At 35.2% G+C, this 24943-nt stretch carries 25 protein-coding genes and 2 rRNA genes; 24 read left to right on the top strand and 3 right to left on the bottom strand.

All coding sequences use genetic code 11. The annotated features are described in order from the left end of the window. The 6 genes from K412_RS0120200 to K412_RS0120175 form a co-directional block, all read left to right on the top strand. Positions 1-2805, top strand: a 23S ribosomal RNA gene (locus tag K412_RS0120200); the annotation flags it as partial. 116 nt (positions 2806-2921) lie between these two features. Continuing rightward, positions 2922-3038: ribosomal RNA gene (gene rrf / locus K412_RS0120195) — 5S ribosomal RNA — on the top strand. A gap of 944 nt (positions 3039-3982) precedes the next feature. Continuing rightward, positions 3983-4660, top strand: a complete 678-nt coding sequence (gene queC, locus K412_RS0120190; RefSeq protein WP_024834774.1) for a 7-cyano-7-deazaguanine synthase QueC — start codon at positions 3983-3985, stop codon at positions 4658-4660. Positions 4661-4709: 49 nt separating this feature from the next. Beyond that, positions 4710-5174, top strand: coding sequence for a 6-pyruvoyl trahydropterin synthase family protein (locus tag K412_RS0120185; RefSeq protein WP_024834773.1), 465 nt, complete (start codon positions 4710-4712; stop codon positions 5172-5174). A 2-nt stretch (positions 5175-5176) separates the two neighbouring features. Beyond that, a complete protein-coding gene (locus K412_RS0120180) occupies positions 5177-5923 on the top strand; it encodes a radical SAM protein (protein ID WP_051461071.1) in 747 nt (248 codons plus the stop codon). 339 nt (positions 5924-6262) lie between these two features. Beyond that, positions 6263-7681 carry a site-specific integrase gene (locus K412_RS0120175; protein ID WP_024834771.1) on the top strand — a complete coding sequence of 473 codons (1419 nt, stop codon included), beginning with the start codon at positions 6263-6265 and terminating at the stop codon, positions 7679-7681. A 76-nt stretch (positions 7682-7757) separates the two neighbouring features. Here the strand turns inward: K412_RS0120175 and K412_RS21580 are convergent, their stop codons facing one another. Further along, complete coding sequence (locus K412_RS21580) at positions 7758-8330, bottom strand: helix-turn-helix domain-containing protein (protein ID WP_024834770.1); 573 nt, start codon at positions 8328-8330, stop codon at positions 7758-7760. 155 nt (positions 8331-8485) lie between these two features. On the opposite strand from K412_RS21580, the gene K412_RS0120165 reads away from it, so the two are divergent. The 12 genes from K412_RS0120165 (at position 8486) to K412_RS0120110 (ending at position 17939) form a co-directional block, all read left to right on the top strand. After that, positions 8486-8683, top strand: coding sequence for a helix-turn-helix domain-containing protein (locus K412_RS0120165; RefSeq protein WP_024834769.1), 198 nt, complete (start codon positions 8486-8488; stop codon positions 8681-8683). 31 nt (positions 8684-8714) lie between these two features. Then, complete coding sequence (locus K412_RS0120160; RefSeq protein WP_024834768.1) at positions 8715-8951, top strand: MerR family transcriptional regulator; 237 nt, start codon at positions 8715-8717, stop codon at positions 8949-8951. Between the two features lie 12 nt (positions 8952-8963). Beyond that, positions 8964-11387 (top strand): phage/plasmid primase, P4 family, encoded by a 2424-nt coding sequence (locus tag K412_RS0120155; RefSeq protein WP_024834767.1) that lies wholly within the window; start codon positions 8964-8966, stop codon positions 11385-11387. A 245-nt stretch (positions 11388-11632) separates the two neighbouring features. Next, complete coding sequence (locus K412_RS0120150; RefSeq protein WP_024834766.1) at positions 11633-12184, top strand: hypothetical protein; 552 nt, start codon at positions 11633-11635, stop codon at positions 12182-12184. Between the two features lie 317 nt (positions 12185-12501). Then, entirely contained in the window at positions 12502-12888 is a 387-nt protein-coding gene (locus tag K412_RS0120145; protein WP_024834765.1) for a hypothetical protein, read from the top strand. Positions 12889-13017: 129 nt separating this feature from the next. Continuing rightward, entirely contained in the window at positions 13018-13212 is a 195-nt protein-coding gene (locus K412_RS0120140) for a hypothetical protein (RefSeq protein WP_024834764.1), read from the top strand. 362 nt (positions 13213-13574) lie between these two features. After that, entirely contained in the window at positions 13575-14177 is a 603-nt protein-coding gene (locus K412_RS0120135; RefSeq protein WP_024834763.1) for a hypothetical protein, read from the top strand. A 140-nt stretch (positions 14178-14317) separates the two neighbouring features. Then, positions 14318-14608: a hypothetical protein gene (locus K412_RS0120130; RefSeq protein ID WP_024834762.1), complete on the top strand. Its 291-nt coding sequence runs from the start codon at positions 14318-14320 to the stop codon at positions 14606-14608. Positions 14609-14631: 23 nt separating this feature from the next. Beyond that, positions 14632-14928, top strand: a complete 297-nt coding sequence (locus tag K412_RS0120125; protein ID WP_024834761.1) for a hypothetical protein — start codon at positions 14632-14634, stop codon at positions 14926-14928. Positions 14929-15193: 265 nt separating this feature from the next. After that, a complete protein-coding gene (locus K412_RS0120120) occupies positions 15194-15658 on the top strand; it encodes a hypothetical protein (RefSeq protein ID WP_157833863.1) in 465 nt (154 codons plus the stop codon). Positions 15659-15841: 183 nt separating this feature from the next. Continuing rightward, positions 15842-16387, top strand: a complete 546-nt coding sequence (locus K412_RS0120115; RefSeq protein WP_024834759.1) for a hypothetical protein — start codon at positions 15842-15844, stop codon at positions 16385-16387. Between the two features lie 490 nt (positions 16388-16877). After that, positions 16878-17939, top strand: a complete 1062-nt coding sequence (locus K412_RS0120110) for a beta family protein (protein WP_024834758.1) — start codon at positions 16878-16880, stop codon at positions 17937-17939. Here the strand turns inward: K412_RS0120110 and K412_RS0120105 are convergent. Next, complete coding sequence (locus tag K412_RS0120105; protein WP_024834757.1) at positions 17920-18768, bottom strand: sce7726 family protein; 849 nt, start codon at positions 18766-18768, stop codon at positions 17920-17922. The genes K412_RS0120110 and K412_RS0120105 overlap by 20 nt on opposite strands. A 176-nt stretch (positions 18769-18944) precedes the next feature. Continuing rightward, on the bottom strand, positions 18945-19112 hold the full coding sequence (locus tag K412_RS22440; RefSeq protein ID WP_157833862.1) for a hypothetical protein: 168 nt from the start codon (positions 19110-19112) through the stop codon (positions 18945-18947). Positions 19113-19838: 726 nt separating this feature from the next. Here K412_RS22440 and K412_RS0120090 point away from each other — a divergent pair. The 6 genes from K412_RS0120090 to K412_RS0120060 all read left to right on the top strand — a co-directional run bounded on the left by K412_RS0120090 (position 19839) and on the right by K412_RS0120060 (position 24538). Next, positions 19839-20462: a hypothetical protein gene (locus K412_RS0120090; protein WP_024834756.1), complete on the top strand. Its 624-nt coding sequence runs from the start codon at positions 19839-19841 to the stop codon at positions 20460-20462. Between the two features lie 40 nt (positions 20463-20502). Continuing rightward, entirely contained in the window at positions 20503-21342 is an 840-nt protein-coding gene (locus tag K412_RS0120085; protein ID WP_024834755.1) for a hypothetical protein, read from the top strand. Between the two features lie 230 nt (positions 21343-21572). Next, positions 21573-22487 (top strand): DUF4062 domain-containing protein, encoded by a 915-nt coding sequence (locus K412_RS21575; protein ID WP_024834754.1) that lies wholly within the window; start codon positions 21573-21575, stop codon positions 22485-22487. A 958-nt stretch (positions 22488-23445) separates the two neighbouring features. Further along, a complete protein-coding gene (locus K412_RS0120075) occupies positions 23446-23631 on the top strand; it encodes a helix-turn-helix domain-containing protein (protein WP_024834753.1) in 186 nt (61 codons plus the stop codon). Positions 23632-23762: 131 nt separating this feature from the next. Continuing rightward, the gene (locus K412_RS0120065) at positions 23763-24047 is read left to right on the top strand and encodes a hypothetical protein (protein ID WP_024834752.1); all 285 of its coding nucleotides are present in this window, start codon (positions 23763-23765) and stop codon (positions 24045-24047) included. 107 nt (positions 24048-24154) lie between these two features. Beyond that, the gene (locus tag K412_RS0120060) at positions 24155-24538 is read left to right on the top strand and encodes a helix-turn-helix transcriptional regulator (RefSeq protein ID WP_024834751.1); all 384 of its coding nucleotides are present in this window, start codon (positions 24155-24157) and stop codon (positions 24536-24538) included. Positions 24539-24943: the final 405 nt, after the last annotated feature.

The following is a 24943-nucleotide window of genomic DNA, read 5'->3' as shown; positions in this document are numbered from 1 at the left end:
GGCGAGCGAAAGCGGAAGAGCCCAAACCAAAAGATAGCAATATCTTTTGGGTTGAGGACTAGCATAATGATCCTTGAGACATAGCAGAATGAGCAGCTGGAAAGCTGAGACCATAGAGGGTAAAAGTCCCGTAAGCGAAATGTTGAGAGGCAGGCTAGAATCCAGAGTACCACGAGGCACGTGAAACCTCGTGGGAAGCAGGGTGGACCACCATCCAAGGCTAAATACTAACTGGTGACCGATAGTGAAGCAGTACCGTGAGGGAAAGGTGAAAAGAACCCCGGGAGGGGAGTGAAAGAGAACCTGAAACCCTATGTTTACAAGCAGTTGAAGAGCGTTAAAGCTCGACAGCGTACTTTTTGTAGAACGGTCCGGCGAGTTATTGTATGCAGCAAGGTTAAGTACTAGAAGGTACGGAGCCGAAGGGAAACCGAGTGTTAAAAGCGCGAGAAGTTGCATGCTATAGACCCGAAACCGGGTGACCTACCCATGGACAGGTTGAAGCGGGAGTAAAATCTCGTGGAGGACCGAACCACATGACCGTTGAAAAGGTCTGGGATGAGCTGTGGGTGGCGGAGAAATTCCAATCGAACTCGGAGATAGCTGGTTCTCCCCGAAATAGCTTTAGGGCTAGCCTCAAGGGAAAATCAAACGGAGGTAGAGCACTGAATGGGCTAGGGGCCTTACCGGGTTACCGAACCCTATCAAACTCCGAATGCCGTAATGATGTTACTTGGGAGTCAGACTATGAGAGATAAGTCCCATGGTCAAAAGGGAAACAGCCCAGACCATCAGCTAAGGTCCCAAAATCACAGTTAAGTGGAAAAGGATGTGGGTTTGCTAAGACAACTAGGATGTTGGCTTAGAAGCAGCCACTCATTCAAAGAGTGCGTAATAGCTCACTAGTCGAGTGAGCCTGCGCCGAAAATTACCGGGGCTAAACTGTGTACCGAAGCTATGGATCAGCGTACATCCAATAGTATTGCTAAATGAAATAAGAAGCGAAGAGGTAATTTCACGAAATGTAACAAATGAAAAATAAATCAAAACATTTCGTCAAATTACATACAGCTAAACTTGTACCGTTAGCAGTAGTATTGGATGTACGAGGGTGGTAGGGGAGCTTACTGTAGTAGGTTGAAGCAAGATCGAAAGGACTTGTGGACGAGACAGTAGTGAGAATGCCGGAATAAGTAGCGAGAGTAAAGTGAGAATCTTTACCGTCGAAAGCCTAAGGTTTCCTGGGGAAGGTTCGTCCGCCCAGGGTAAGTCTGGACCTAAGCTGAGGCCGAAAGGCGTAGGTGATGGACAACAGGTTGAAATTCCTGTACTACCGTTAATCGTTATGAGAGAGGTGGTGACGCAGGAGGATAAGTCAAGCGATCAGCTGGAAAAGATCGTGCAAGCGGGGTAGATAGTCCGGTAGGCAAATCCGCCGGATGTTTCGAAGACGTGATGCGGAGGGAAAACAAGTACCGAAGTGACAGATTCCACACTGACGAGAAAAACCACTATCCAGATTAAAGGTACCAGTACCGCAAACCGACACAGGTAGGTGAGGAGAGAATCCTAAGACGAGCGGGAGAAGCGTTGTTAAGGAACTCGGCAAATTGACCCCGTAAGTTAGCGAAAAGGGGTGCCTCAAGAGATTGAGGCCGCAGAGAATAGGCCCAAGCAACTGTTTATCAAAAACACAGGTCTCTGCTAAATCGAAAGATGAAGTATAGGGGCTGACGCCTGCCCGGTGCTGGAAGGTTACGGGAATTGCTTAGGGGAAACCCGAAGGCATGAACTTAAGCCCCAGTAAACGGCGGCCGTAACTATAACGGTCCTAAGGTAGCGAAATTCCTTGTCAGGTAAGTTCTGACCCGCACGAATGGCGTAATGACTTGGGCACTGTCTCAACAACGTACCCGGCGAAATTGTAGTACTTGTGAAGATGCAAGTTACCCGCGACTAGACGGAAAGACCCCATGGAGCTTCACTGTAGCTTGATATTGGGTTTCGGTATTTTTTGTACAGGATAGGTGGGAGACTGAGAAGTGGTGGCGCCAGCCATCATGGAGTCGACGTTGGGATACCACTCTAAAAGTACTGGAACTCTAACCTGAGACCATAAGCTGGTCTAGGGACACTGTCAGGTGGGCAGTTTGACTGGGGCGGTCGCCTCCCAAAGAGTAACGGAGGCGTCCAAAGGTTACCTCAGTGCGGTTGGAAATCGCACAGCGAGTGCAAAGGCATAAGGTAGCCTGACTGCGAGAGAGACACCTCGAGCAGGTACGAAAGTAGGGCTTAGTGATCCGGTGGTATGAAAGTGGAATTGCCATCGCTCAACGGATAAAAGCTACCCTGGGGATAACAGGCTTATCTCCCCCAAGAGTCCACATCGACGGGGAGGTTTGGCACCTCGATGTCGGCTCATCGCATCCTGGAGCTGTAGCAGGTTCCAAGGGTTTGGCTGTTCGCCAATTAAAGCGGTACGCGAGCTGGGTTCAGAACGTCGTGAGACAGTTCGGTCCCTATCTGTCGCGGGCGCAGGATATTTGAGAGGATCTGTCCTTAGTACGAGAGGACCGGGATGGACGAACCTCTAGTGCACCAGTTGTCATACCAATGGCACAGCTGGGTAGCCAAGTTCGGCAGGGATAAACGCTGAAGGCATCTAAGCGTGAAACCCACCTCAAGATGAGATATCCCACTAGCAATAGGTAAGACCCCATGTAGACTACATGGTTGATAGGTCAGGAGTGTAAGCATAGTAATGTGTTAAGCTGACTGATACTAATAGGTCGAGGGTTTGACCCAAAAGAAACAGGTATCAAAAAAGTAGAAGGTCTTAAAACTAGAAATGAGAGAGCTTCACATCTTCTTAGAAGAATAACATTAGTCAGTTCTGAAGGTACAAAGTACCTAATAAATCTTCTGGTGGAAATGACGAGATGGTCACACCCGTTCCCATACCGAACACGGCAGTTAAGCATCTCAGTGCCGATAATACTTGGCTGGAGACGGCCCGGGAAAGTAGGTCTCTGCCAGATTTATATGAAAGCCTCAAGTTCATTGCTTGAGGCTTTGTTTATGTGCATGTGCATGCACGCGACATTGACAGAGAAAGTTCGACAAAGAGTATCGCAAAGTCATGGAAAATAAAAGTTTATGTAAGGTTTGAAAATATAGAAAAGTGTGAAGAAATTAATTTATATCCATTATTGATTAAAATATGAATCAAAAATTATATGTAGCCAATAGTACTGGAATGGAGTTTAATTAAAAATATAACGCAAATTATGTAAATAAATAATATTATATTGTGAATAATAGTGTATTATGTCATAAAATAGAAATTATTGTAATAAATAAGATATGGTATATTTTTTTACAAAACTATTGATTTATGGGATTTTCGGTGCTATAATAATTCATGTAATTTTGATATTTTCTTAAAATTACTCATTTCTGTTCGATGATTATGTTTAATCAGTCTTAGAATGACATCCTCCTCGCAACAAAAATTTTTCTTGTTATACGGTAGTAAGGACTACCAGAATCTTAATTTTGGTAGGCAATGCCGTATAGAGCAGTTATGTTGACTTGACCTTCCATAACCTTGTCTTTTTTGTGTTCTGCAAATTTTTCCGACAAGCACAATATTCAAGTAGAAACATGACATTTTAACTTTACTACCGTTAACAGAGAAATCAGACATTTACTTAAAATCTGGAGTATTCAAATTCATAAAAAATTATTTTAAAAAGGTCATTTTAATAAAATTTTCTTCGGTAACAGATGTGTATAACAAAGTTATACTGAGAAAAATTTAATTGAGGTGGCCTATTTTTCATGCAGTTTATTTAATGTAAACTCGGTCTATATTCAAATTACAGTTAATAACTAATGATTATAGATAATAATTTGAAATTAATACATATAAATGATAAATTATTAATATTGCAGGTTTAAAATATGAAAGGGATTGGTAACATTGAAAAAAGCAGTCGTTTTATTATCAGGAGGTATGGACTCCACAACAGCTTTATACATAGCAAAATCAGAAGGATACGAAGTATATGCTATATCTTTTAATTATGGTCAGAGGCATTATAAAGAGCTTGAATGTGCTAAGATAATTTCAGAAAAAGCTGGTGTTAAAGAACATATTATTGTGAATACAAATATGGATGCTTGGGGTGGCTCTGCATTAACAGATACTAATATTAGTGTACCCGATAGTAGTACAAATAAAGGTAAAATTCCAATAACGTATGTTCCTGCACGAAATATGATATTTTTATCCTTTGCGGCATCTTATGCGGAGGTAATCGGTTCGCAAGATATATTTATTGGAGTAAGTGAGGTTGACTATTCGGGATATGTGGATTGTAGACAAGAGTTTATTGATGCTATGGAAAATGCTATTAACTTAGGTACAGTATGTGCTGTAGAAGAAGGTAAGAAAATAAAAATTCATGCTCCTCTGGTAAGTATGACTAAATCAGATGAAATAAAGTTAGGTATTAGCCTGGGAGTAGACTATGGTCTTACATGGACTTGTTACCGTGGGGAAGAATTGGCTTGCGGGACGTGTGACAGTTGTTCACTGAGATTAAAGGCATTTAAAGAGGCTGGAGAAAAAGATCCGATAAAATATATAGGACTTTAGGCGAAGAAATTGAAGATATAATATTATGTAGAAGTTAGGAGAGAAATGATTGGGTAAAATATCAATAACTAAAGAATTTTCTTGGGATATGGCGCATATGTTATCAAACCACAGGGGATTGTGCAGTAACCTACATGGTCATACATATAGAATGCAGGTTCAGATATCGAGAAGAAATAAAGGAGTACTTGAAGACACTCTTCACTCAGATGGAATGGTAATGGACTTTTCTGACCTTAAAGCAATAGTTCAGAGAAAAATAATTGAGCCTTTAGATCATGCTTTTATGTTCTGGTGTGATACGAATGATCCTGTAGAGCGTCAGATAGCTGAATTATTAAAGAGCAGCGGCAAAAAAGTTGCAACAGTTAAATATAGACCTACTGCTGAGGAAATGGCAGCAAGTTTTTTTAATGATTTAACTCAAGAATTTGCCGATAGTGATATTGTAGTTGACAAAATAAAAATATGGGAAACTACCACAAGCTTTGCTGAAGTTACCAGAGAGGTATAAGTATGAATCTACAGCAATTTGAACAGAGTAGGATACCTATTATTGAGATATTTAACAGTGTTTCCGGCGAGGGGATAACTGCAGGCTCAGTTATGACATTTGTAAGGGTGGCTGGCTGTAATTTGAGGTGCAATTATTGTGATACTAAGTATAGTTACAATGAATTTGGAAATGATATTCAGGTACTTAAACCAAACGAGGTTGTTAATATACTAGAAAGCTATAATTGCAAGAATGTTTTATGTACTGGAGGAGAGCCCCTTGAATTAAATAAAGTCAAGAGGTATCTTCCTTTATATCTAGCTTTGAAAGGATTTAAGGTAAGGATTGAGACTAACGGGAGCTGTCCTTTGTATAGTAAGGCCGAATTAAATGATTTTTCAGAAGAGACTAATGTTTTAAAGCTAAACTATGCTTTAGATGTCAAATGTCCTGACTCCGAAATGTCAAATTTTAATATATATAATGAGAATTTCAAATTATTAGGTACAGATGATGAAATAAAATTCATAGCTGGCAGCCGAAGTGATTTGAAATTCGCATTTGAAATCATTAAGGGACATAGAAATATTCTGTCTCAAACAGGCATTACTATTAATTTCTCTCCTGTTTTTGGGAAATTAGATGCCATTGAAATAGTTAATTGGTTAAAGGAAAATAATGCGTATTTTGAGGAATACAAATTAAATGTGAGGTTAAGCCTTCAGATTCACAAATTTATTTGGCCTCCGGAGGCAAGGGGAGTTTGAAACTAATATTTTCCCCAATTCATAAAAATCAACGATTTTTTTAGTAATGCAAAAAGCCTAGAACCATTATGGTTCTAGGCTTTTCTTTGGCAGGGGAGACAGGACTTGAACCCGCAGCCGACGGTTTTGGAGTTGGATGATAGATTTTTGTTAACCTTTGACCATGTACGTTAAATATAGTTAAAACAAGGCTCTTGACAGTTGATGCTTTGTGTTATATATTATTTTTAAGTTAATTTTGGGTAATTTGGGTACTATGTAGTACCCAAATAGTACCCAGAAAAAGAGATAGTTACAGTCAACGGTCCTACGATTTATGTAAATAGGAGATGGTTATTTATGGCCAGTATTGAAAAACGCGGAGAAAATTCTTACAGGATTATTGTATGCAATGGTTATGACCAGGAACATAAAAAAATAAAAGAAACAAAGACGATTACTCTGGATCCTAATCTCACTCCAAAGCAAGTAGAAAAAGAGTTAAAAAAGCAGAGTGTTCTTTTTGAAGCTGAAGTAAAAAACGGAACTTATTTGGATGGTGGAAAAATAACATTTGCAGAATTTATTAAAAAATGGCTTGAGGATTGCGGACCAAATCTTCAACCAAAGACATTGGCACGATACAACGAAATGCTCAATGGTAGAATAATTCCTGCATTGGGTCATAAAAAATTAAGTGAAATACAAGCCATTCATTTAAATGAGTTTTACAGGAATTTAAAGGAGTCTGGGATTAAAAAGGATGGTAAGTGGATTGCAAAGGATAAGCTGAAGGAACTTATAAGTCAGAATAACATTTCAATATATGATTTCGCCAAGGTTGCGAAAGTGGATATCAGAACATTAAAATACTGCCTTTCTGGAAGAACAGTTTCATTCCACACTGCTGAATTAATAAGCAAGGCCTTAAGCGTTAAAATGGACGTTATTTTCAATAAATCAGGTGGACAGGGGAAACTATCAGACCAGACAATAAAACATCATCACAGGTTAATTTCGAGCATTTTGACTACAGCTGTAAAATGGCAGGTACTTTTTGATAATCCGGCTAGACGTGCAAATCCTCCTTCAGTCAAGAAAAAGGAAGCTCCACATTATGACGAGGACACAACGGAGCTTATGTTGCAGCTCTTAGAAAATGAACCATTGAAATACAAAACAATGATATATGTTACTTTGTATTCCGGATGCAGGCTTGGAGAATTAGCAGGTCTGGATTGGTCAGATATTGATTTTGAGAATTATCTTATAAGAATAGGAAAAGCATCCCAGTATTTACCGGGAATAGGCACATTTGATAAGGCAACAAAAAATGAGAGCAGCGAAAGAGTAATTTCAATGCCTAAATTGGTGATGGATATCCTATCGTCATATAAGGCTTGGTGGAATGCTGAAAAGCTTGAATGCGGAGATCAGTGGTACAAGGACGATGAAGGAAAGGAAAGCGAAAGGTTATTTATACAGTGGAATGGAAAACCTATAAATCCCAACACTATTACAAAATGGTTCTGTAGCTTCCGTAAGAGAAATAATCTTCCAATACTCACGTTCCATGGCTTACGTCATACGAATGCTTCACTACTTATCGGAAACGGTGTGGACGTCCAAACTACCGCCAGGAGATTAGGTCATAGTAAGGCTACAACTACAACAAATATATACTCACATTTTTTGAAGCGGCCGGATAAGGAGGCAGCTGATAAATTGCAGAATTTATTTTTCAAAAAAGAAGAGCAAAATGAAAAAGCTGGGGGTTAAACCTCAGCTTTTTCATTCAAAAAGTTTTTACAAAAGATTAGCCAAAGGTAGGACAAAAGCTGGACACATAGATAACTTAATCTTCAATTAAGTTATTATCATTTATTAAGTCTCCTCGACCTTTACGCATGTTACGATTATATTCAAATTTCATGTCATTAAGAAGATCAATAACAAAAGGTCCAAGTATAATTTCCCTGGCTTTATCACTATCATTTATTCTAAAATTAGCCATTATACCGTAATCCCTTGATACTATTAAATCTTGAGTCGGAGTTTTAAGCTCTCGATCTTCAGTTGACACATAAATATATATAGCTTTAAAGAATTCGATAAAAGAAGGTAATTCGAATATTTCCGGTAGTAATTTAAATAAATTCAGTTCACTTTTTTCAGGTTCAATATTTATAACAATCTTATCTTCAAGAACTTCAGTATTGTAAGAATCGAAGTCACTTAGACCAAGCAAATAATCAGTTGTTACACTAAAATATTTGGCAAGTTTCACTAAAACTTCGTATGGCGGCTCTCTGCCTTTTTCATATGCAGAATAATTTTGTGGGGTCATTTCTAAAACATTTGCTATATCGGTCTGAGTTCTATTATATCTATTTCGAAGTTTTTTTAATCTTTCTGAAAATACTACCATTAGCTCACTCCAATCTTAAACTACTAATTTAACTATAATATACATTAAACAACTAAAAATTACAATAAGATATTGAAACTTAGAGAAAATATGATATCATTAAACTAATAGTTTAAACGAATATAAACTAATAATTAAAAAGAGGGGTTGTTATAATGCTTACACAAAGAAGTCTCCTTACTAAGTCGGAAGTTGCAAAAATGTTAAGAATTTCGAATCCAACTCTCAATAAGCTCATGAAGGAAACTGATATGCCTTGTACAAAAATTGGACATAAGTATGTTTTTTCAAGTCAGCTTGTAAATGATTGGCTTTTAAAAAGATCTTTAGAGAAAAAAGATGTGATTGTATAAACATTGATTGTGTATGATAGGGGGAGTTTATATGGCAGCACGTATGCGTACAATCAAGCAGGTAGCCGAGTACTATAAGGAAAAAGACCCAGGTACCTGTGTGACCGAATGGTTTTTACGGGAGATAATTCGAAAAGGCAAATTCAAATGTCATCTCGCAGGCAAAAAATATATCATCAATCTTGATGCTCTTGAAACGTGGTTGAATAGTCCGCCTGATCAAGTAGATGAAAAAACTCAGCAATATGGTCAGATAAGAAGAATATAGGCGGTGGGGGAAATGTCAAATTGGCATAATATTCCGATTGAGCTTAGGGAGAAGCGGCAATGGGTCTGTTGGACGCTTGAGAATAGAGGTGAGAAATATACCAAAGTTCCTAAAAATCCAAACAGTTTTGGAAATGCAATGCCTAATCAACCGGATACATGGAGTACATTTGATAAGGCAATTGAAAAAGTAGAAAGTAGTAATAATTACTCAGGAATAGGTTTTATATTTAATGGAAACGGTATTCTGGGTGTGGACCTTGACAAGTGCAGAGATCCTGAAACAGGATCATTAAATGAAGTGACCAAAGATATTATTTCTACTCTGGATAGTTATACCGAAATAAGCCAGAGCGGAACTGGTATTCATATTATCTGCACAGGAAAGCTTCCGGAGGGGAAACGCCGGAAAGGATCCGTTGAGATGTATGAACATGGTCGCTTTTTTATTATGACGGGAAACATAATAGATGATGGACATTCCACAATAGAAGAGCGTACTAAGGAACTAGCCATTGTACATGAAAGGTACTTGTCTTTTCCTAAATCAAATAAAAAATTGGTGTCAGCTACCCCAATTGTCCCATCGGATATGTCAGAGGATGAGCTTATTGACAAAGCACTTAATGCAAAGAACGGTTACCTGTTTAAATCACTTATGGACGGCAGCTGGAGTACAAACTATAACAGTCAATCAGAAGCCGACTTAGCCATATGCAACATACTGGCCTTCTGGACGGGCAAAAACGAGCAAATGATGGATAACATTATCCGGAAATCATCTATATACCGGGATAAATGGGACGAACACCGTGGTCCTCTTACTTATGGCCAGATAACAATCCGGAGAGCTATTAATGATACCACTGAGGTCTATACGCCTGCCAAGCCCAAGAATAAAAATATAGTAGCATCTCCAACAGAGCCTCCGGATATTGACTTGGGATATGACAAACTTTACGGACCTGTTGTTGATGAGCCACAGGGAAGTATTTTTAAAGGCGAGGATACAACCAGCGACCTGGGCCGTAGTAAGATTTTTGCAAAGCGTTATGCAGATACTGTTGCCTGGCACCGCGAGGCACGCGAATGGTATTCATGGGACGGACAGAAGTGGGCTTCCGGTGCCGAAATGCAGGTTTTACAACTTGCAAAAGCATTGGTACCGGATATGATAACTGAAGCTAATCATATGGTGGTAAGAGCTGTGGGTGAGGACGAGCTGAACCGAGCAAAAGCCATTTACCGGGACACTATAAAAGCTAAAAGTGAAAAATGCATAAAAAGCTTTTTAGAGCTTAGTAAATCAGACCTCTTTGTAAATTCAAGCAGATTTGATTCGGATCCGTTTTTATTAAACTGCCAGAACGGTATTGTTGATCTCCGGACCGGTAAACTATACCCACATGAACCCGCTTCATATGTTTCCAAAATAACAAATGCTGCATATAGGCCAGGAGCAAAGTTTAAGCTGTTTAGTGATTTTCTGAAACAGATTACTTGTGATGATCCGGAGCTTGCAGGATACTTTCAACAGATCTGTGGGATGGCTGCCATCGGCAAGGTTTATCACGAAGGAATGTGTATATTTTATGGCTCAGGCCAAAATGGGAAATCCACTTTTTTAAATTGCATTTCAAGAGTATTTGGAACTTATGCAGGTGAAATCAATCCGGAAGTATTAATGAGTCAGCGAGACGGTAAACAGCCGGTTGGTATTACATCAATTGAAGGGAAACGCTTTGTCACTGCTTTTGAGACAGAAGAAGGACGTAGACTGTCAGGAGCAATGTTGAAGAGGCTGGCTAGTTCGGATCCAATTACCGGCCGTGAGTTGTACCAAAAGGAGCGTTCTTTTTTACCATCACATACACTTATTCTTTCAACAAACCATTTACCTAAAGTAGGCAGTAACGATACTGGAACTTGGAGGCGAATAATGGTAGTACCTTTCAGGGCGAACATACAAGGTAAAAGGCAGATTAAAGATTTTGCCGGAGTACTATACAACGCCGATGCTGATGCTATCCTTTCATGGATTATTGAAGGAGCCACGGCATATATCAAAAATAATTATCACATACAAATACCAACTGCAGTAAAACAATCAACGGAAGATTATGCTGCAGGAGAGGACTGGCTGAGCAGATTTATTTGTGACTGTTGTGACCTTGATCAATTCGAAGAATCCGGAAGTAAATTATTTTCTACATATGACAAATGGTGTCAGGAAAACAATGAGTATCGACGAAGTTCGAATGAGTTTGCTAAAGCACTCAAGGATAAGGGTTTTGAAAAAAAGCATAGTAGGTATGGTACTCGGTGGATAGGTATTAGGATAAATCCAGAAATACAGAGCAACATAAGTTTCTTAAATCAGCAAACTAGCATTCTCGATGATGATGAGCTTGACGCTGCTACCAGAAAAAGAATGTAAAATGTGACAACCGTGACGGCTAATCTCTTAATTTTTCTATAGACTTGATTCTTATAGGAGAATTTAGAGAAAGGTTATCACAGGGTGTCACAAGTAAAAATAATCCACAATAAAATGGAGGTTTCGATGAATACGGACTATATAAAATTGACCATTTTGAAAACATTACTTGAAGTATAAAAAGCTTCAAAAAATAGTCATTAGAAACTGCAGATGTAGAATCAATAAGAGGAAGGAGAAAAGACATGTTAAGAACGATAGAAAAAGGATCCGATATTAAGCAATTCCTTAAGCAGTGCACTTCTTTAAATGTGCCATGTGTGACGGTGTTATTTTACCGGAATTCAGCTCGCATAATCGGAAACTTTTCAAGTGTACGAACGGATCCGGATAAAGAGATAAAAGATATTCTGTATTCTAGTGTTAATGCGATTATCGAAAAATTTAAGGAGCATATCGCTACCAGCACAAGAAATCCAAACATAGGCTGGCATACAGATATCAATATGAAATTACCGGCAGCATATCAGTTTGCCCAGGAGCTAGACAGGTTGATGCACTATATTGCTGGTATTGAATACATTGAGAAGGAACAGGAGGACGGCTATCCAGTGGTACATCCAATAGAGATAAAAAAACATACAGTGAAGATTATGTGTCCATATTGTGGTATGGCCCACATTCATGGAATTCTTTCACTCGGTGGTCATGCAGAGAGCCACTGTAGGGTGCTGACAGAGGATAATCACGGTTACATAATTAAAGAAAAAGAAGAAAAAGCAGAAGGAATGGTATAAAAGGTACTTCCAGCCAGTTAAAAAAGTTAGCGGGGCTCGCGAACCCCGAAATCTCAAAAGTATGACTACAAAATTTACAGGCACTTCCTTCCTAAAAATTGCTTAAGTCATTTCAAATTTTTATACGATGGAAATACTCTTAAACTATAGAAAATAGTATTGTTTCAATCGAATACTGGAGTATTATTTTCAGGTAATCAAGATACCTCAAAAAGGTACAAAAATTCGGAAGTGGCAAGATATATCAACACAATAAAAAAGGACCTTCTTCAGGCCCAGCTCCAATTATATTCTACAGGACCTGAGGAGGGATAGCAATGAGTAAGAGTAAAAAGGTTTCTCATAAAAGCAAGGGATCCAATATAAATGCTAGCTATGATGTAAGTTATTATCCAAATATGAAAGTACTTTACCAGCAATACTGTGAGTCAATTGATCTTTTGACAGCAAGAATACAAGAACTGAACGAAGTTTTTAAAACTCTTAAACTAAACACCGCAGATCCGGCTAAGGATCCGAATTGCAAAAAAATCAAAGAGAGGCTTGTAGTATTACTCCGTTGGAGAACCGAATTAAAGGGAGTCGCATATGAGATTAAGGAATATTATAACCCGTCACACTGGAGAGCCTCAGAACTTACGATGAATGTTAAAATTCCTAGGGAAGTTATTTGGGTACCATATACCGATGATAAAGACGATTAATAAAGGAGTGGTTGCTAAATTAAAGCTGTTGTAAAAATATAAGTCCTTCTCCATGAGGAGGCAGAGGTTTGCGAACCGAATTTCGCTTTACATAGATTAATATTTTTTATCTAAAGGAGAGTGTACAATATGAAACTTAAGGAATATAGAGACAATCCAAAACAATACGAGGAAATTAAAAGGATGTGTGGACAACGAAATATATCTGTTACTGATGAGACTGATATTAATGATATTTTGCAGCAGAGTAAAACGACATCAGCTAAGGTAAGAGCAATTGGATTTGCTATGGACAAACGAAGAAGAAATCAAGGAACTTTATAGAACATGGATGGTTTATAAAATAAGAAACTAAAAGATTTTAAGAAAACTCCAGAGCAGTACCAAGAAATTCTTGATATTTGTAAAAAAAAATACCGGTGAATGATGAATCCGTTATTTCTGTTCTTATCGGAAAAATAAATTCATTCAATAATGGTATTAATTCCATTGTTAAAGGATCTAACGGCAGCAGATCTGTGACGAATGTAAAGGGTAGCACTAAATTGGACAGATCTATTTAAACATTATTGCTGCTGGAGCTAAACGTAAATAATGCAGCAGTTGATAACGAAATAATCTTTGTTAGTAATGTATTTATCCAAAGATTAAATAGCTTTTATTTAAAAGTGAAAGGGGAAAGACAAATGTTTGAAAAACTATTATCAGATCTAAAAGAAAAATATTTAAAACAAGAGGCTACTATCAGTAAAAAGATTAAAGAGTTGGAAAGTAAAAAGGCAGCATTGCAGAAATCACTTGATTCAGAGTTTGATAAGCAGGTTCAGGCAGAGCTGACAGGTAAAGAATATAGCGAAAGTAAAATCAAAAACCTAAATACTGAACTTATTGAAATAACCGGACGTAATGAGGCATACCGTCGGCAGAAGGCAAATAATTCAATTAGTATGCAGGACAAAGAAGTACTGCTGAAAGCTGCAGCAGGTGAATATAGGAAAGAATGTATTGAACGTCTTGAACGATTGAAGAGGCAGTATGAGTTGGACAAACATATAAGGGAATTGATAGAAGAGGCTGAAAGGCTTGACGAAGAAAGGAAAAGTTTAATTTCTCACAAGTTATTTTATTCAGGATTCTTCCCTGAAATGAATGAAGAAGCTATTATGAGCTTAGTTTCTAAAAAGGCCGATATTACTAATGACAAGGAATTTCAGAAGCTAAATGACCAGATAAATGAATTTAAAAAGAATAAACCATCATACCGAGGTTTCATATGGTGGAATAAGTAGGACTCAATTGAATTAGTTCACTTGTTTTGTTAAAAGGGAGATAGACGGATAATGTCTCCCTTTTAACAGATATAAATCTCATATAAGCAGGAAATTCAATATTTATGGAGAATTATGGAAATTAAAAGGAGGTGAATAATTTGAAAATTCAGTTAATGCAACAAATATTACTTAAAGGCAAGCCAAGAACCTATCGACCAGTATATAAAGAATTTGAGTCAAGCATAATTCCTTGTAAAGGTGACTTCATTAGTGATAGTGCATTTAAAGATCCGTGTGAACATGAAGTTGTTCAAGTTAGTATTAATTATCAAAGGGATGAATGTTTAGTTACTTTACATATGCTTGAAATTGATTCGGATAATGAAGCTGATATAAAGAAGTATATGGAAGTATACAAACTACATGGATGGACATATATGGACTTCTAAAATATATCATGGAGGAGATTGTTTTGCCGATAAATATTAAAAAAGACGTATACCCTGAAGTTGCAGAAATTTGGGGTATAAGCTCAAACTCTATAGTTTTAAACATGGTTGATGGTCGCGAGGTTAAAATAACTGCATCTCATAATATAAAAAGCGGAGCTATTCCACAATACTATGCTGACTATGAGGAAAGGGTTGAATTCGAAATAGGCGGAAAGATATACAAGGTTTGGGCAGAGGCCACCTATCCGTGGCAAGATGGAGATACAATAGAGGAATGCTTAGAGCTTGCAATTAGATGGGTTGTAAACCCCCATTAAGTAACATGATATAAAATAAGCCTTCGGGATCGCCTTTGTTTAGGAATTGGCATTTTGGCCATTTTCAACCTTATATATAGGAGGGATTTTAACTCGGACAATAAAATATATTAATGGGATGATTCTTAACCACGAAAGAAGCTAGCCAGTTAGCATAGTGTGGAAAAATAGACGATATGTCTCTTTTTTAGCAGACTTAAATTCCCCTGGTTGCAGGAATTTTTATTTTTATGAGAATATTGGAAATAGAGGGGAGATGGTATATTTGAAATTAAAACCATTAGGGCAGTGGATATGTGATGTTTGTGGAGAAGTTATTCAATCTCCTAAAGACGGATATGTACAATGGAATAGAAATTTAAATCAAGAAATTGACGACTTTGTAATTGTACATCACTTTTCAGCATCACCAAAAAAACACAATAGAGATGGATGCTATAAATATGATTCAGATTCAGACTTAGAGAGTTTTCTTGGAGAGAGAGGAATAGTTGAATTAACTGCATTACTTGATCCTGGACCATATCATATGCCAGAGTATAAGACAATGGTAGCAGATATCCGAAAATGGATAGATTTTTACAGACGATTACAATTACCTTACTATGAGGAAGCAAGGCAATATTGGGAAGAAGCTATTAGTGATGGGTACTTTGATGATGCTAATGAAATTTATATTTATCTACCAGAGAAACTAAAAAGAATGATTGAACATTATGAAAATAAATAATGAGAGCCTTCGGGCTCTTTTTTATAGATTATTTTTTAAGAAAGTGGTTGTAAAAAACACATTTTTATTTATAAAGGTAGATTAAGTTAGTGATAGCTGTGGGCATTGAGGGGTGTAATTTGACTACATAATGTTTAGATAATATTGTGAGAAATATGAAAAATGTGAATAGAGGTGTAATGTTTGAATGATACTCAAATAGCTCTATTAAGTGCTGGAGCAGGACTTACAGGAGCACTAGTTGGTTTTATAGGAGCAATAGTAAGTGGTCATATTGGTGGTAAATGGTCATATAAAGGTGCAATGGATGCAGTTACTAGAGAAATTACTGAAGAAAGAAATAGGCTAAAAGAACAGAAGAAAGAGAATAAGATATTAGCTGAATTTTTTATTAATTCTTTTTTAATACAAGAAATTGAAAGAAACTATACTCAAATAGATGACCGGTTAATGATGGCATTAAATTCAGGGTTGAAACAGGGACCACCAAACTTGAATTGGTCATATAAATTTTACTTTGATGAATATGATAAAGTTAAATATGATCTCGTGAAATTTAATGCTGAAATTATAAATGACTATTCATATATCTATAAATTATTTGCTATATTAGCAAATAAAAGGAATTACTACGACCTTACTGAAAATGAAAGGAAATTTGTAGCAAAAGCATTAAGAAAATGTAAAGAAATACTAAAAAATAAAGACGCTGAATATAACCAAACTTGAATGTTATATAAAAAGGAGATAGTCTTATCTATCTCTTTTTTGTTATTTAAGAAACAAGCACAAGGTAGCAAAAAGGTACTTCCGGGAAGTCAAAAAAGCTTGCGGTGCTCGCGAACCCCGGAAAAACGCTAGATAAATAAATTATGTTGTATTTCCTTCCAAGATGCACTTCTTACCTTAATTTATATTAAGGAAATTTTATGGAAATGAATATTGATCATTTCGTAAATAAATTATTGTTTACCTTTGTCCCTTTCTTAGGGATCAAAGTGCAAAATTATTTCGAAGAAGTGGATAAAATCCATAGCACTTTATCAAGTGGATGCGGCCTACTATGAGTATTAGTATATTTCCAGTTCATCACGTTCTCAAAATGCTATTAATCTAATACTTTAAAAAATGTAAAATATTGTATAGATATGTAAGTATATGGTATAATGCAATTAAGTGACACATTAACGTAATTACTAAATTTTCAAGGGGGATTTAAATGAAGTATGTACCTGCATTAATGAGCTTAGATGGGGAGCTCAATGCACTGTCTCATCAATTCTTTAGTGACAATGTAATGCCGCTTATCCGAATAGTTAAGGATATTAAGAAAGAGAAGGGAAAAGCAAGTATAATTGATGATATCGAAGAACTAATTAAATCGAAACCTGATAACGATTTTTTTATAACGATCCCAAGAAATCTAAATCTGTCACATAAAAAATTAAAAAAGCCTGTTGAAGCCTTTTATAAAAATATTAATTCAAATAGGAACTTCCATAGAGATATATTAATTAGATTTGCAAAATATACGAATGTTATACCTGTAATTGAAGTAAATCTTGATAATTACAAGGCTGGGGATTTAGCTGATCTAAAAAAATCACTCTCAAATATATCAAGCAGAATAGCTTATATGGTTGAGGTGAAGAAGCTGGCAACAATAGAAGCAGAACTTTTCAATTTAATTGGGAAAAAAGATTTTCTTATTTATAATTTAGAGAACTTTAGCTTTGAAAAAGCATCTATATCGAGAGAAGTAAAGAAAATCCAGTCATTTCAAGTACAAAAAGGATTTAAATCCATTGTAATTAAACAAATATATTCTGAATTGACTTTCCCAAAGCTTCCTAATAGAGATATCAGAATAAATGATGTTGCTTACGAATGTATAGATTTTGACTACTATGATGATTTTAAAAAATACTTTAATTATTTTGGTGATACGGCAGGTATAAGAACTAACCCAATATACAGTGGAGGTGTCTCTTATCCTGCATATCTGACAATTGAAATGGATACTTTTGTACATCATGGCTTTAGGGGAATAGAGAAGGATCCAAATTCATACGAGACTGATCTCTTAGTCAAATATCTAAAATCGGATCACTGGAATAATAAATTGACACCAAAACATAAAACTTCGTGTAATGGCTGTTCAATAATTAATAATTTTAATGGCAGAATTGAAAATCCAAATAATCCAACAAAATGGAAGACTGTAACAATAAGTCATTTTATTGATACAATGGACTATAAGATTAGCAATTCAATTGTTTAATATCATATTCATAAATATAGGCGTCTTGTAATTCAATGGGTTTAAGCATATCAAAATTATCTTTGATATGCTTCCATTTTTTTGACTGTTTATTTTTTATAGCTTCCTTAAATACATCGTTAAATTGGTATTTATTAAAATGCTTATTTACAAACTTAAGTTTCTCAGACTTAAACCTTGGAACTTGACTAACATTAATTATTTTTTTAATTATATAGTCTAGGTCGTCTGTATTCATAATTTCTAGCTGACTTAACTTTTTCATGTTTTTATTTTCTTTAGGCTTTCTGATTGAATCAAAAGCCATTCCATTTTCGTTGAATGTATATTGGATTATACCCACATTCCTGGGGATGAGAGATTTAATTTTTGATAAATGCTTTTCGTGTATAACAACATTTATGAATTCAAATACATTAATATAGTCGGATAACTGATCCAATAGCCTATTTGTATTGTCTAATTCAGTTTTGATTTCATATGCGTATGATCTGCCATTAATTCTTCCGAAATCTAATCTACTATTACCAACATTAAATTCATATAAGCATACTTCATTATCATTATTGATAAATTCTTTAGTTAAATAATATTTGACAATCCTTTCGGTTTTTCCGTATTTCATAATAATAGCATTATAAATATCTCTATAGAGATATTTTGACTTAAGATCATTTATATTTAAATTGACATTGTAAAATACTTGTTCCAATTCTAGCCAGCCATTCCAAAAGCTATTTAGGCGGAATGTCTTGTCTAGCTTTGTAGCAATTTTTTGTAATTCAATAAGGCTATATTTGCTTTCAAGTATGCTTAGTAGTTCCTCCATGATTTACCCCTTGTCACCCATTGTTATACTTAACATTATAACAATATACATTCCCAATTTCACCGCAACTTACAATCAATTTAGACAATTAAATGATATTGATTCTTTAAAAATAACTGTTTCAGTTCGAATCTATGTATTTCCTCTGACATACGCTGCAGAGGATAAGTATTTAATTACCTCTTTGAATTATAATATTCAAAATATGTCCTTTCACGATTCACATAAAGCTCAATTAACTCATCAAGTATGATTGGATTAAAGCCTGCAGATTCAATAATCCTCCTTACCATAAAATACTGCTCAGGATACCAAATATAAGATAATGACATTTTGTCTCTCATTGTATCAGACCCCTTTCAATAATAAATGCGTATGTAATAGAGGTCCACAGAAGGATATAAAAAGGCCAGAAAACATATTCTATGTAATCTGACCTACACTTTAATAATATAACAATTGGATAATATTGTCAACTATTAATTGCATGACTATTGATTACTGATATATCGTCAAAAATTTTGACAATATAATTAATGCAGAAAAGCTTCAGCCATCACTTTTATTCGTTGTAGGAGATGAAAATGAGGATCTGAAGGACTAGATCGAAAATATAATTAGCCAGTTTAAACAGAAAATTGAAGCCCTTATGGATAAAAATATCAGAACTGAATATTTAGACAAGAAGGATCTCGAAATTGATTGCTGAACCTCAGAAAATGGTTCGGGAACTAGAACTGTTGGACAAGCCTATTAAATCTGCTGTCATTGGAGAAGGTGGCAGCTGAAATCCAGTTGAGATTATACGGTACACTTCTGGAGACTCAGATGATTACTGCCTGTAACTCTACCAATCAGTTTGGTTGATTGAAAATACTTTTGCAAAATTTGCAAAACTCCACAAATTTAATTAGGCCCTAGTGATGCGGTAGTCGACGTTGAGAGAGTGAAAAGTAATGCTCAAGATCGAACTTTTTGGTTTTAGCTGTGAAAATGTCTATTTTTAAAAAGGAAAATTATGTATGAATGAAGAATAAATAACTATATAAGGGGTTTATATGGAGGATACTATGGGTTATGATTATGACAAATGGTCAAAAAGATTTTTAAACCGATCAGATATAACAGCAACACTTACACATTTAACAAGGGAACAATTACAAGACGATGGAAGTATACTAAGTTCAGTAGATGTGTTGCTAAAAATATTAAATGATAAACAAATAATTGGAAGTGATGTTAGGGGGTATATTCGTGGGGGGCACACTGCTGTCTGTTTTCAAGATGCTCCCATCTATGGTATTGGGCAAAATATATTGCATGAAAAGGAATTTCGAGAAGAACTAGGGGGTAAAACACGATATTCCTCAGACGGGCTTATTTTCTTAAAAAGAAACGTGTTCAAAAAAGGAGGAAGGCCTGTATTCTATGAAAAACCTGAAATTGCTGAAGGAATTTTGCCAAAAGAGGAATGGTGGCGTATAGTGTCATATAATTTAGATGACAAAGAAAATATTATAGATTGGTCTCATGAAAGAGAGTGGAGGGTTAAAGGAAACTTTGATTTTGATTTAAAATCCGTATACGTCTTATTAGGAACCAGTAAATCCTACAAAGAATTCATGGATAAAGCTGGCAAACATATACTCGAAAATATAGCTGGTATTACAGCGATTACGCCTATAGTGAAATAATTAAGTACTAAAATAATTTATAAATTAAACGGGGGCTATTATGTTTTCAAAACAAGTTATAACTGATATTGTAATGTCAATGCCAGAAGATCACGCGTCTTTAGACATGTATCTTTTGAAGTATGATTTGGATGATAAGATAGTTCTGGCACCTGCGGATTCTATAAAAAAGAAAAAAGTAGCAATAGCAAAATTCCTTGTTCAAAATCAAGGTATTCGGGATAATTATAAGAATGATATTGTAACTCTTATTGTTGAGGACCGAATATCCTATTTATTATCAAATTACAGTTGTTATAATTTCTATAGCACAGAAAGTATATGTTTTGATAAATATCCTAATTTGTACAAATATTTAAGATTTGACGGTTACGATATTGACATCGAAAACAATAAATTAATACGAAAATTACCGGAAGATTTTGAAATTTCGAATAAAGAAGATTCTATTATTGACATTCTCAATATCTATGGATTCGCTACAACAAAAGGTCATTATGAACAAGCTAAGGGAAGCTATTTGGGAGCAAATTATGCGGCATTAAACAGCCAATTAAGAACCTATACTGAAAGTTTATTTGTAGAAATGGCTCAATTCATAAAAAATAAGGAGACTTCAAACAGTAATATTGCAAGCATTGTTCCAGCAAATACTCCAACAGCAATGCAGGTTTTAGTAAAATGCTTTAAGCCAATACTTGATATAAATCTAAATGAATGGACAGGGGATAATAAAGGTTATATCCAAGGATTGTGGAATAGGCTCCATCCACAAGGATGTCATCCGGGATTGCCTTCTATTGATGAGGCGATATTTAGGTTCCAATTGGTGATTTTAAATACACATAATTTGCTTTGCAGATTTCAGTCCTTTTATTAATAATATACGTCGTTTTCAAGGAATACTTGAATGTAATTACTTATATGCAGTGTTAAGGTTAGAAATTTCGAATAATAACGCTATGTGGGGCATAGCAGAGGCATAAGAATTCTGGGTATTAAATTTTAGTGATGAATTACTTTAAATGTATATGAATGTATGCTGAGCCACAAGTTTTTAATAGCCTTGTTTTAATAATATTTTAAGGAAAAATATTTGAGGAGAGACATATGACATTAAAATACACAGTACTACGTGTTTTTATAGCATCGCCGAATGATTTAAATGAGGAAAGAAAGATATTTTTAAAAGTAATTGACGAAGTTAATGAAATTAAAGGACACTCTATGGGATACCATATTGAGCCATTGGGTTGGGAAGATACATTGCCGGGTAAAGGACGGCCTCAAGAATTAATAAATAAAAGTATATTGGAGTGTGATCTATTCTTAATGCTCCTGTGGCGAAAATGGGGTACACCCACCGGAAAATATTCCTCTGGAACCCAGGAAGAGTTTATATTGGCATCTGAACTCAGCAAATTATATGCAAAGCCGGATATTTGGATTTTTTTCAAAAATGCAAATTTACTTGATGATGACAAAGACTCTATAGCAATAAATGATTTTAGAACTAACATTGAAGCAAATAAGTCATTTTATTATAAGACTTTTAGTGACGGATATGAATGGGAGGGCATGCTTCGTAATCATTTATGCCGTTGGCTGGACTCACTAAAAATAAACAATACCGTCTTTGTCACTCCAACAAATGAATTACTTTTTGATATAACCTTCATAGACAATTTGGAAAAAAGTGAGATTTATTTTAATATTTCAGATGAACAATCTTTTGCTAAATGGAAAAGTATGAACGAAGATTCAAAAAAGCATTTCATGTATAATTTATTATCGCGATATCTTTATCTGAATCTCGGAGTGACCCCATACAAAGGGATATTTCGGTACAAAATAGATACAAATAAGCTATTACTTTTAGGAAGTGTAGCATTTAAATATGGTTCTTCATATGAAAACAGTACATATTTTATTCCGGATAACTATAATCAACTTTTTTATAAGGAGTATAAAGAAAGAAGTTTAACAGACTTCCATACAGGTCTTGCAAGGTTGAATGATAAGTAAATATAATATAAACCATGTGTTTTCCGGGTGCGTTTAAGATATTGTGTAAATATGGTTAACAATAATTTGACATAAACCACTTGAAAACCTATGAATTAAAAAACACAAATTTGTCAAGGAAGGATTATTTCCGTTATACAGCCGAGAATTCTTGCTTTAATTTTATATCAAGCCTTAATCAATTCTGAAAATCTGAATGATCTTTGATATATGCCATTCCACTCAGGCTGTTTACAGTCCCATCAACTATACAATATGCAATTTCACACACTATAAATAATCTTAAGAGGTTTTAATAAACTTCAAGGATCCAAGCGGTGCTTTGATAGTGTAGCATTTATGACAGGGCTATACAGCATTATCTCGTGGAATGATTACTTATTATCTTTGAAATAAATTCTTACGTCATAGGTTGTCAAAACTTTTGACAACCATTAATATCACTGAATGGTATGGTAATATTACAGATAAATTCAACCGTCAATACAGTTTGCAAAAATGCATTAGGCAAACTGCAGTTTCATTCTTTTATTGTTGTGAAAATTTTTCACAACATACTTATAAGCTCAAATATTAGTGTTACCTATTGTATTCAAATTTAAAAAATTCTAAGACTATCAAATGTCAACTTAATTCTTTCCAAAAAACCCAGTAGTTAAGTTGCCGAAATTTTCGGCAACATGTTTATGGTGTTGCATTCTGTATATTTACCAAATATATTTGGTAATGGAGCTTATAACCTGCAATTTGGGCAATCAAATTATATTACCGAACCGTTCGGTAATATAAGAATATGTGTGGATTTAACAATGAATCAAATGTTGAAGTTATAAGTCTATTCTGCTAAAGTATATAGATATTTGTTTCTATGAATTGCTAGTATATGATAATATATATTGACTAATGATAATATATGATATAAAATGATATCAAAATTGGAAAAGGTGGTGAAAAGGACTTGGGTTATGAAAAACTACCTGATATATTAACACTAAAGCAAGTTGCTGAATTTTTACAGGTCAGTAATCTAACTATTCAGAGAGCAATACATGCAGGAAAATTAAAAGCATTTAAGCCTGGAAGAGATTACAGGATACTTAAAGAGGATTTAATATTGTTTATTGAAGGTGAAAAAAATGAATAAAAGCAATGATAGCCCCTACAACCGTCCAAAGTCAGCAGGAGCTATCGCCGAACCATCCCTTAAGGATAAGCTCAATATCATTATATCATTTCTTGAGCTTCCTTCAAGGGTAAAAAAGAAGGAGGATGTCTATGTTAAAAGAAAGTGTAGTTCAATCACGAACCCGTGAAATAGTTGAATCAAGCAGTGTGCTGCAATACGAGGAATATCATGCTGCATCTGAACTTTCAAATAAAGCACTAACTTCAATCGAAAAACTTATACCACGAAAGCATAATAAAGAGTATAAAGACTTAGTATACAAGTATGAAGCTGCTCTAGATAAAACTATTCATGTTTATGAAATGGAAGCATATAAGCAAGGTATCGTTGATGGTTTTGAAATACAATCTATTTTAAATTCCATGAAAAAGTAGAGTTTATTACAAAAGATGAGATAATCAATCCACAAAAGCATAAGTCAGTTAATAATGGAGATTTCGCAACTTTTAGAAATTAGCAATATAAATAGGAGGCTTATGTCATGAATGTTAAAATATATAATACCGAAAGACTAGATTGCAATGGTTCGCAAGTAAAGATCTGTATTCCAATATGCCATGGAGAAGAAAGTGAGTTAGTGCTTACAAAGAATAAAGCTACTGAAATAGGAAATAGTATTTTATCAAAGCTTAGTAAATTGAATCGCAAAGGGTTTTTTATCTTAAAGATAGTCAGAATAATGAATGGAATAACTCAAGCTGAAATGGCTAAGTTATTATCAATGCCGGCGAGTACATATAGGCACAAAGAAAATCGCGACTATGGATCCGGGTTCATGATAACTGAAGTGTCCACTATATGTAAAAAGTTCAATATGAGTGCTGACTTGTTATTCCGTCAAGATGATGTTATAAAAATAGCTTAATTTATCAACTAGGAAGCAGATCAATTCTGCTTCCTTATTTTAAAAGATTAGTGATATTCTATCCGTTTCGATACTTACCACAAATCAAGAGGATTTATGTTTGTTTTTGATGTATAGGTAACTATGGCTAGCTGGACAGGAACAATTTATAATTTCTATCAGGAACAGCTTAAACAGTACCATACCAAATGATGCAGTATATTCCTTACTCGATGCAATACACAAGGCTTATTTGAATGCCAAGGTCAAGGAGATTATAGAAAAAGAGTTCGCGACAGATAAACCTGAAAAACTCAAAAGCTACTTATTCCTCTGGCTGGTTATAACATATGCAATTTTGTTTTTTGGGATCCTGATTGGTGTATTACCGGGTTTAAGAACAGGCTATAAATCCGTGTGGACTAT

The sequence above is a fragment of the Ruminiclostridium josui JCM 17888 genome (assembly GCF_000526495.1).
GTDB classification, from domain to species: Bacteria; Bacillota; Clostridia; order Acetivibrionales; family DSM-1351; genus Ruminiclostridium; species Ruminiclostridium josui.
Note: the sequence above shows the minus strand (reverse complement) of the source record. Positions and strands in the feature narration are given on the sequence as shown.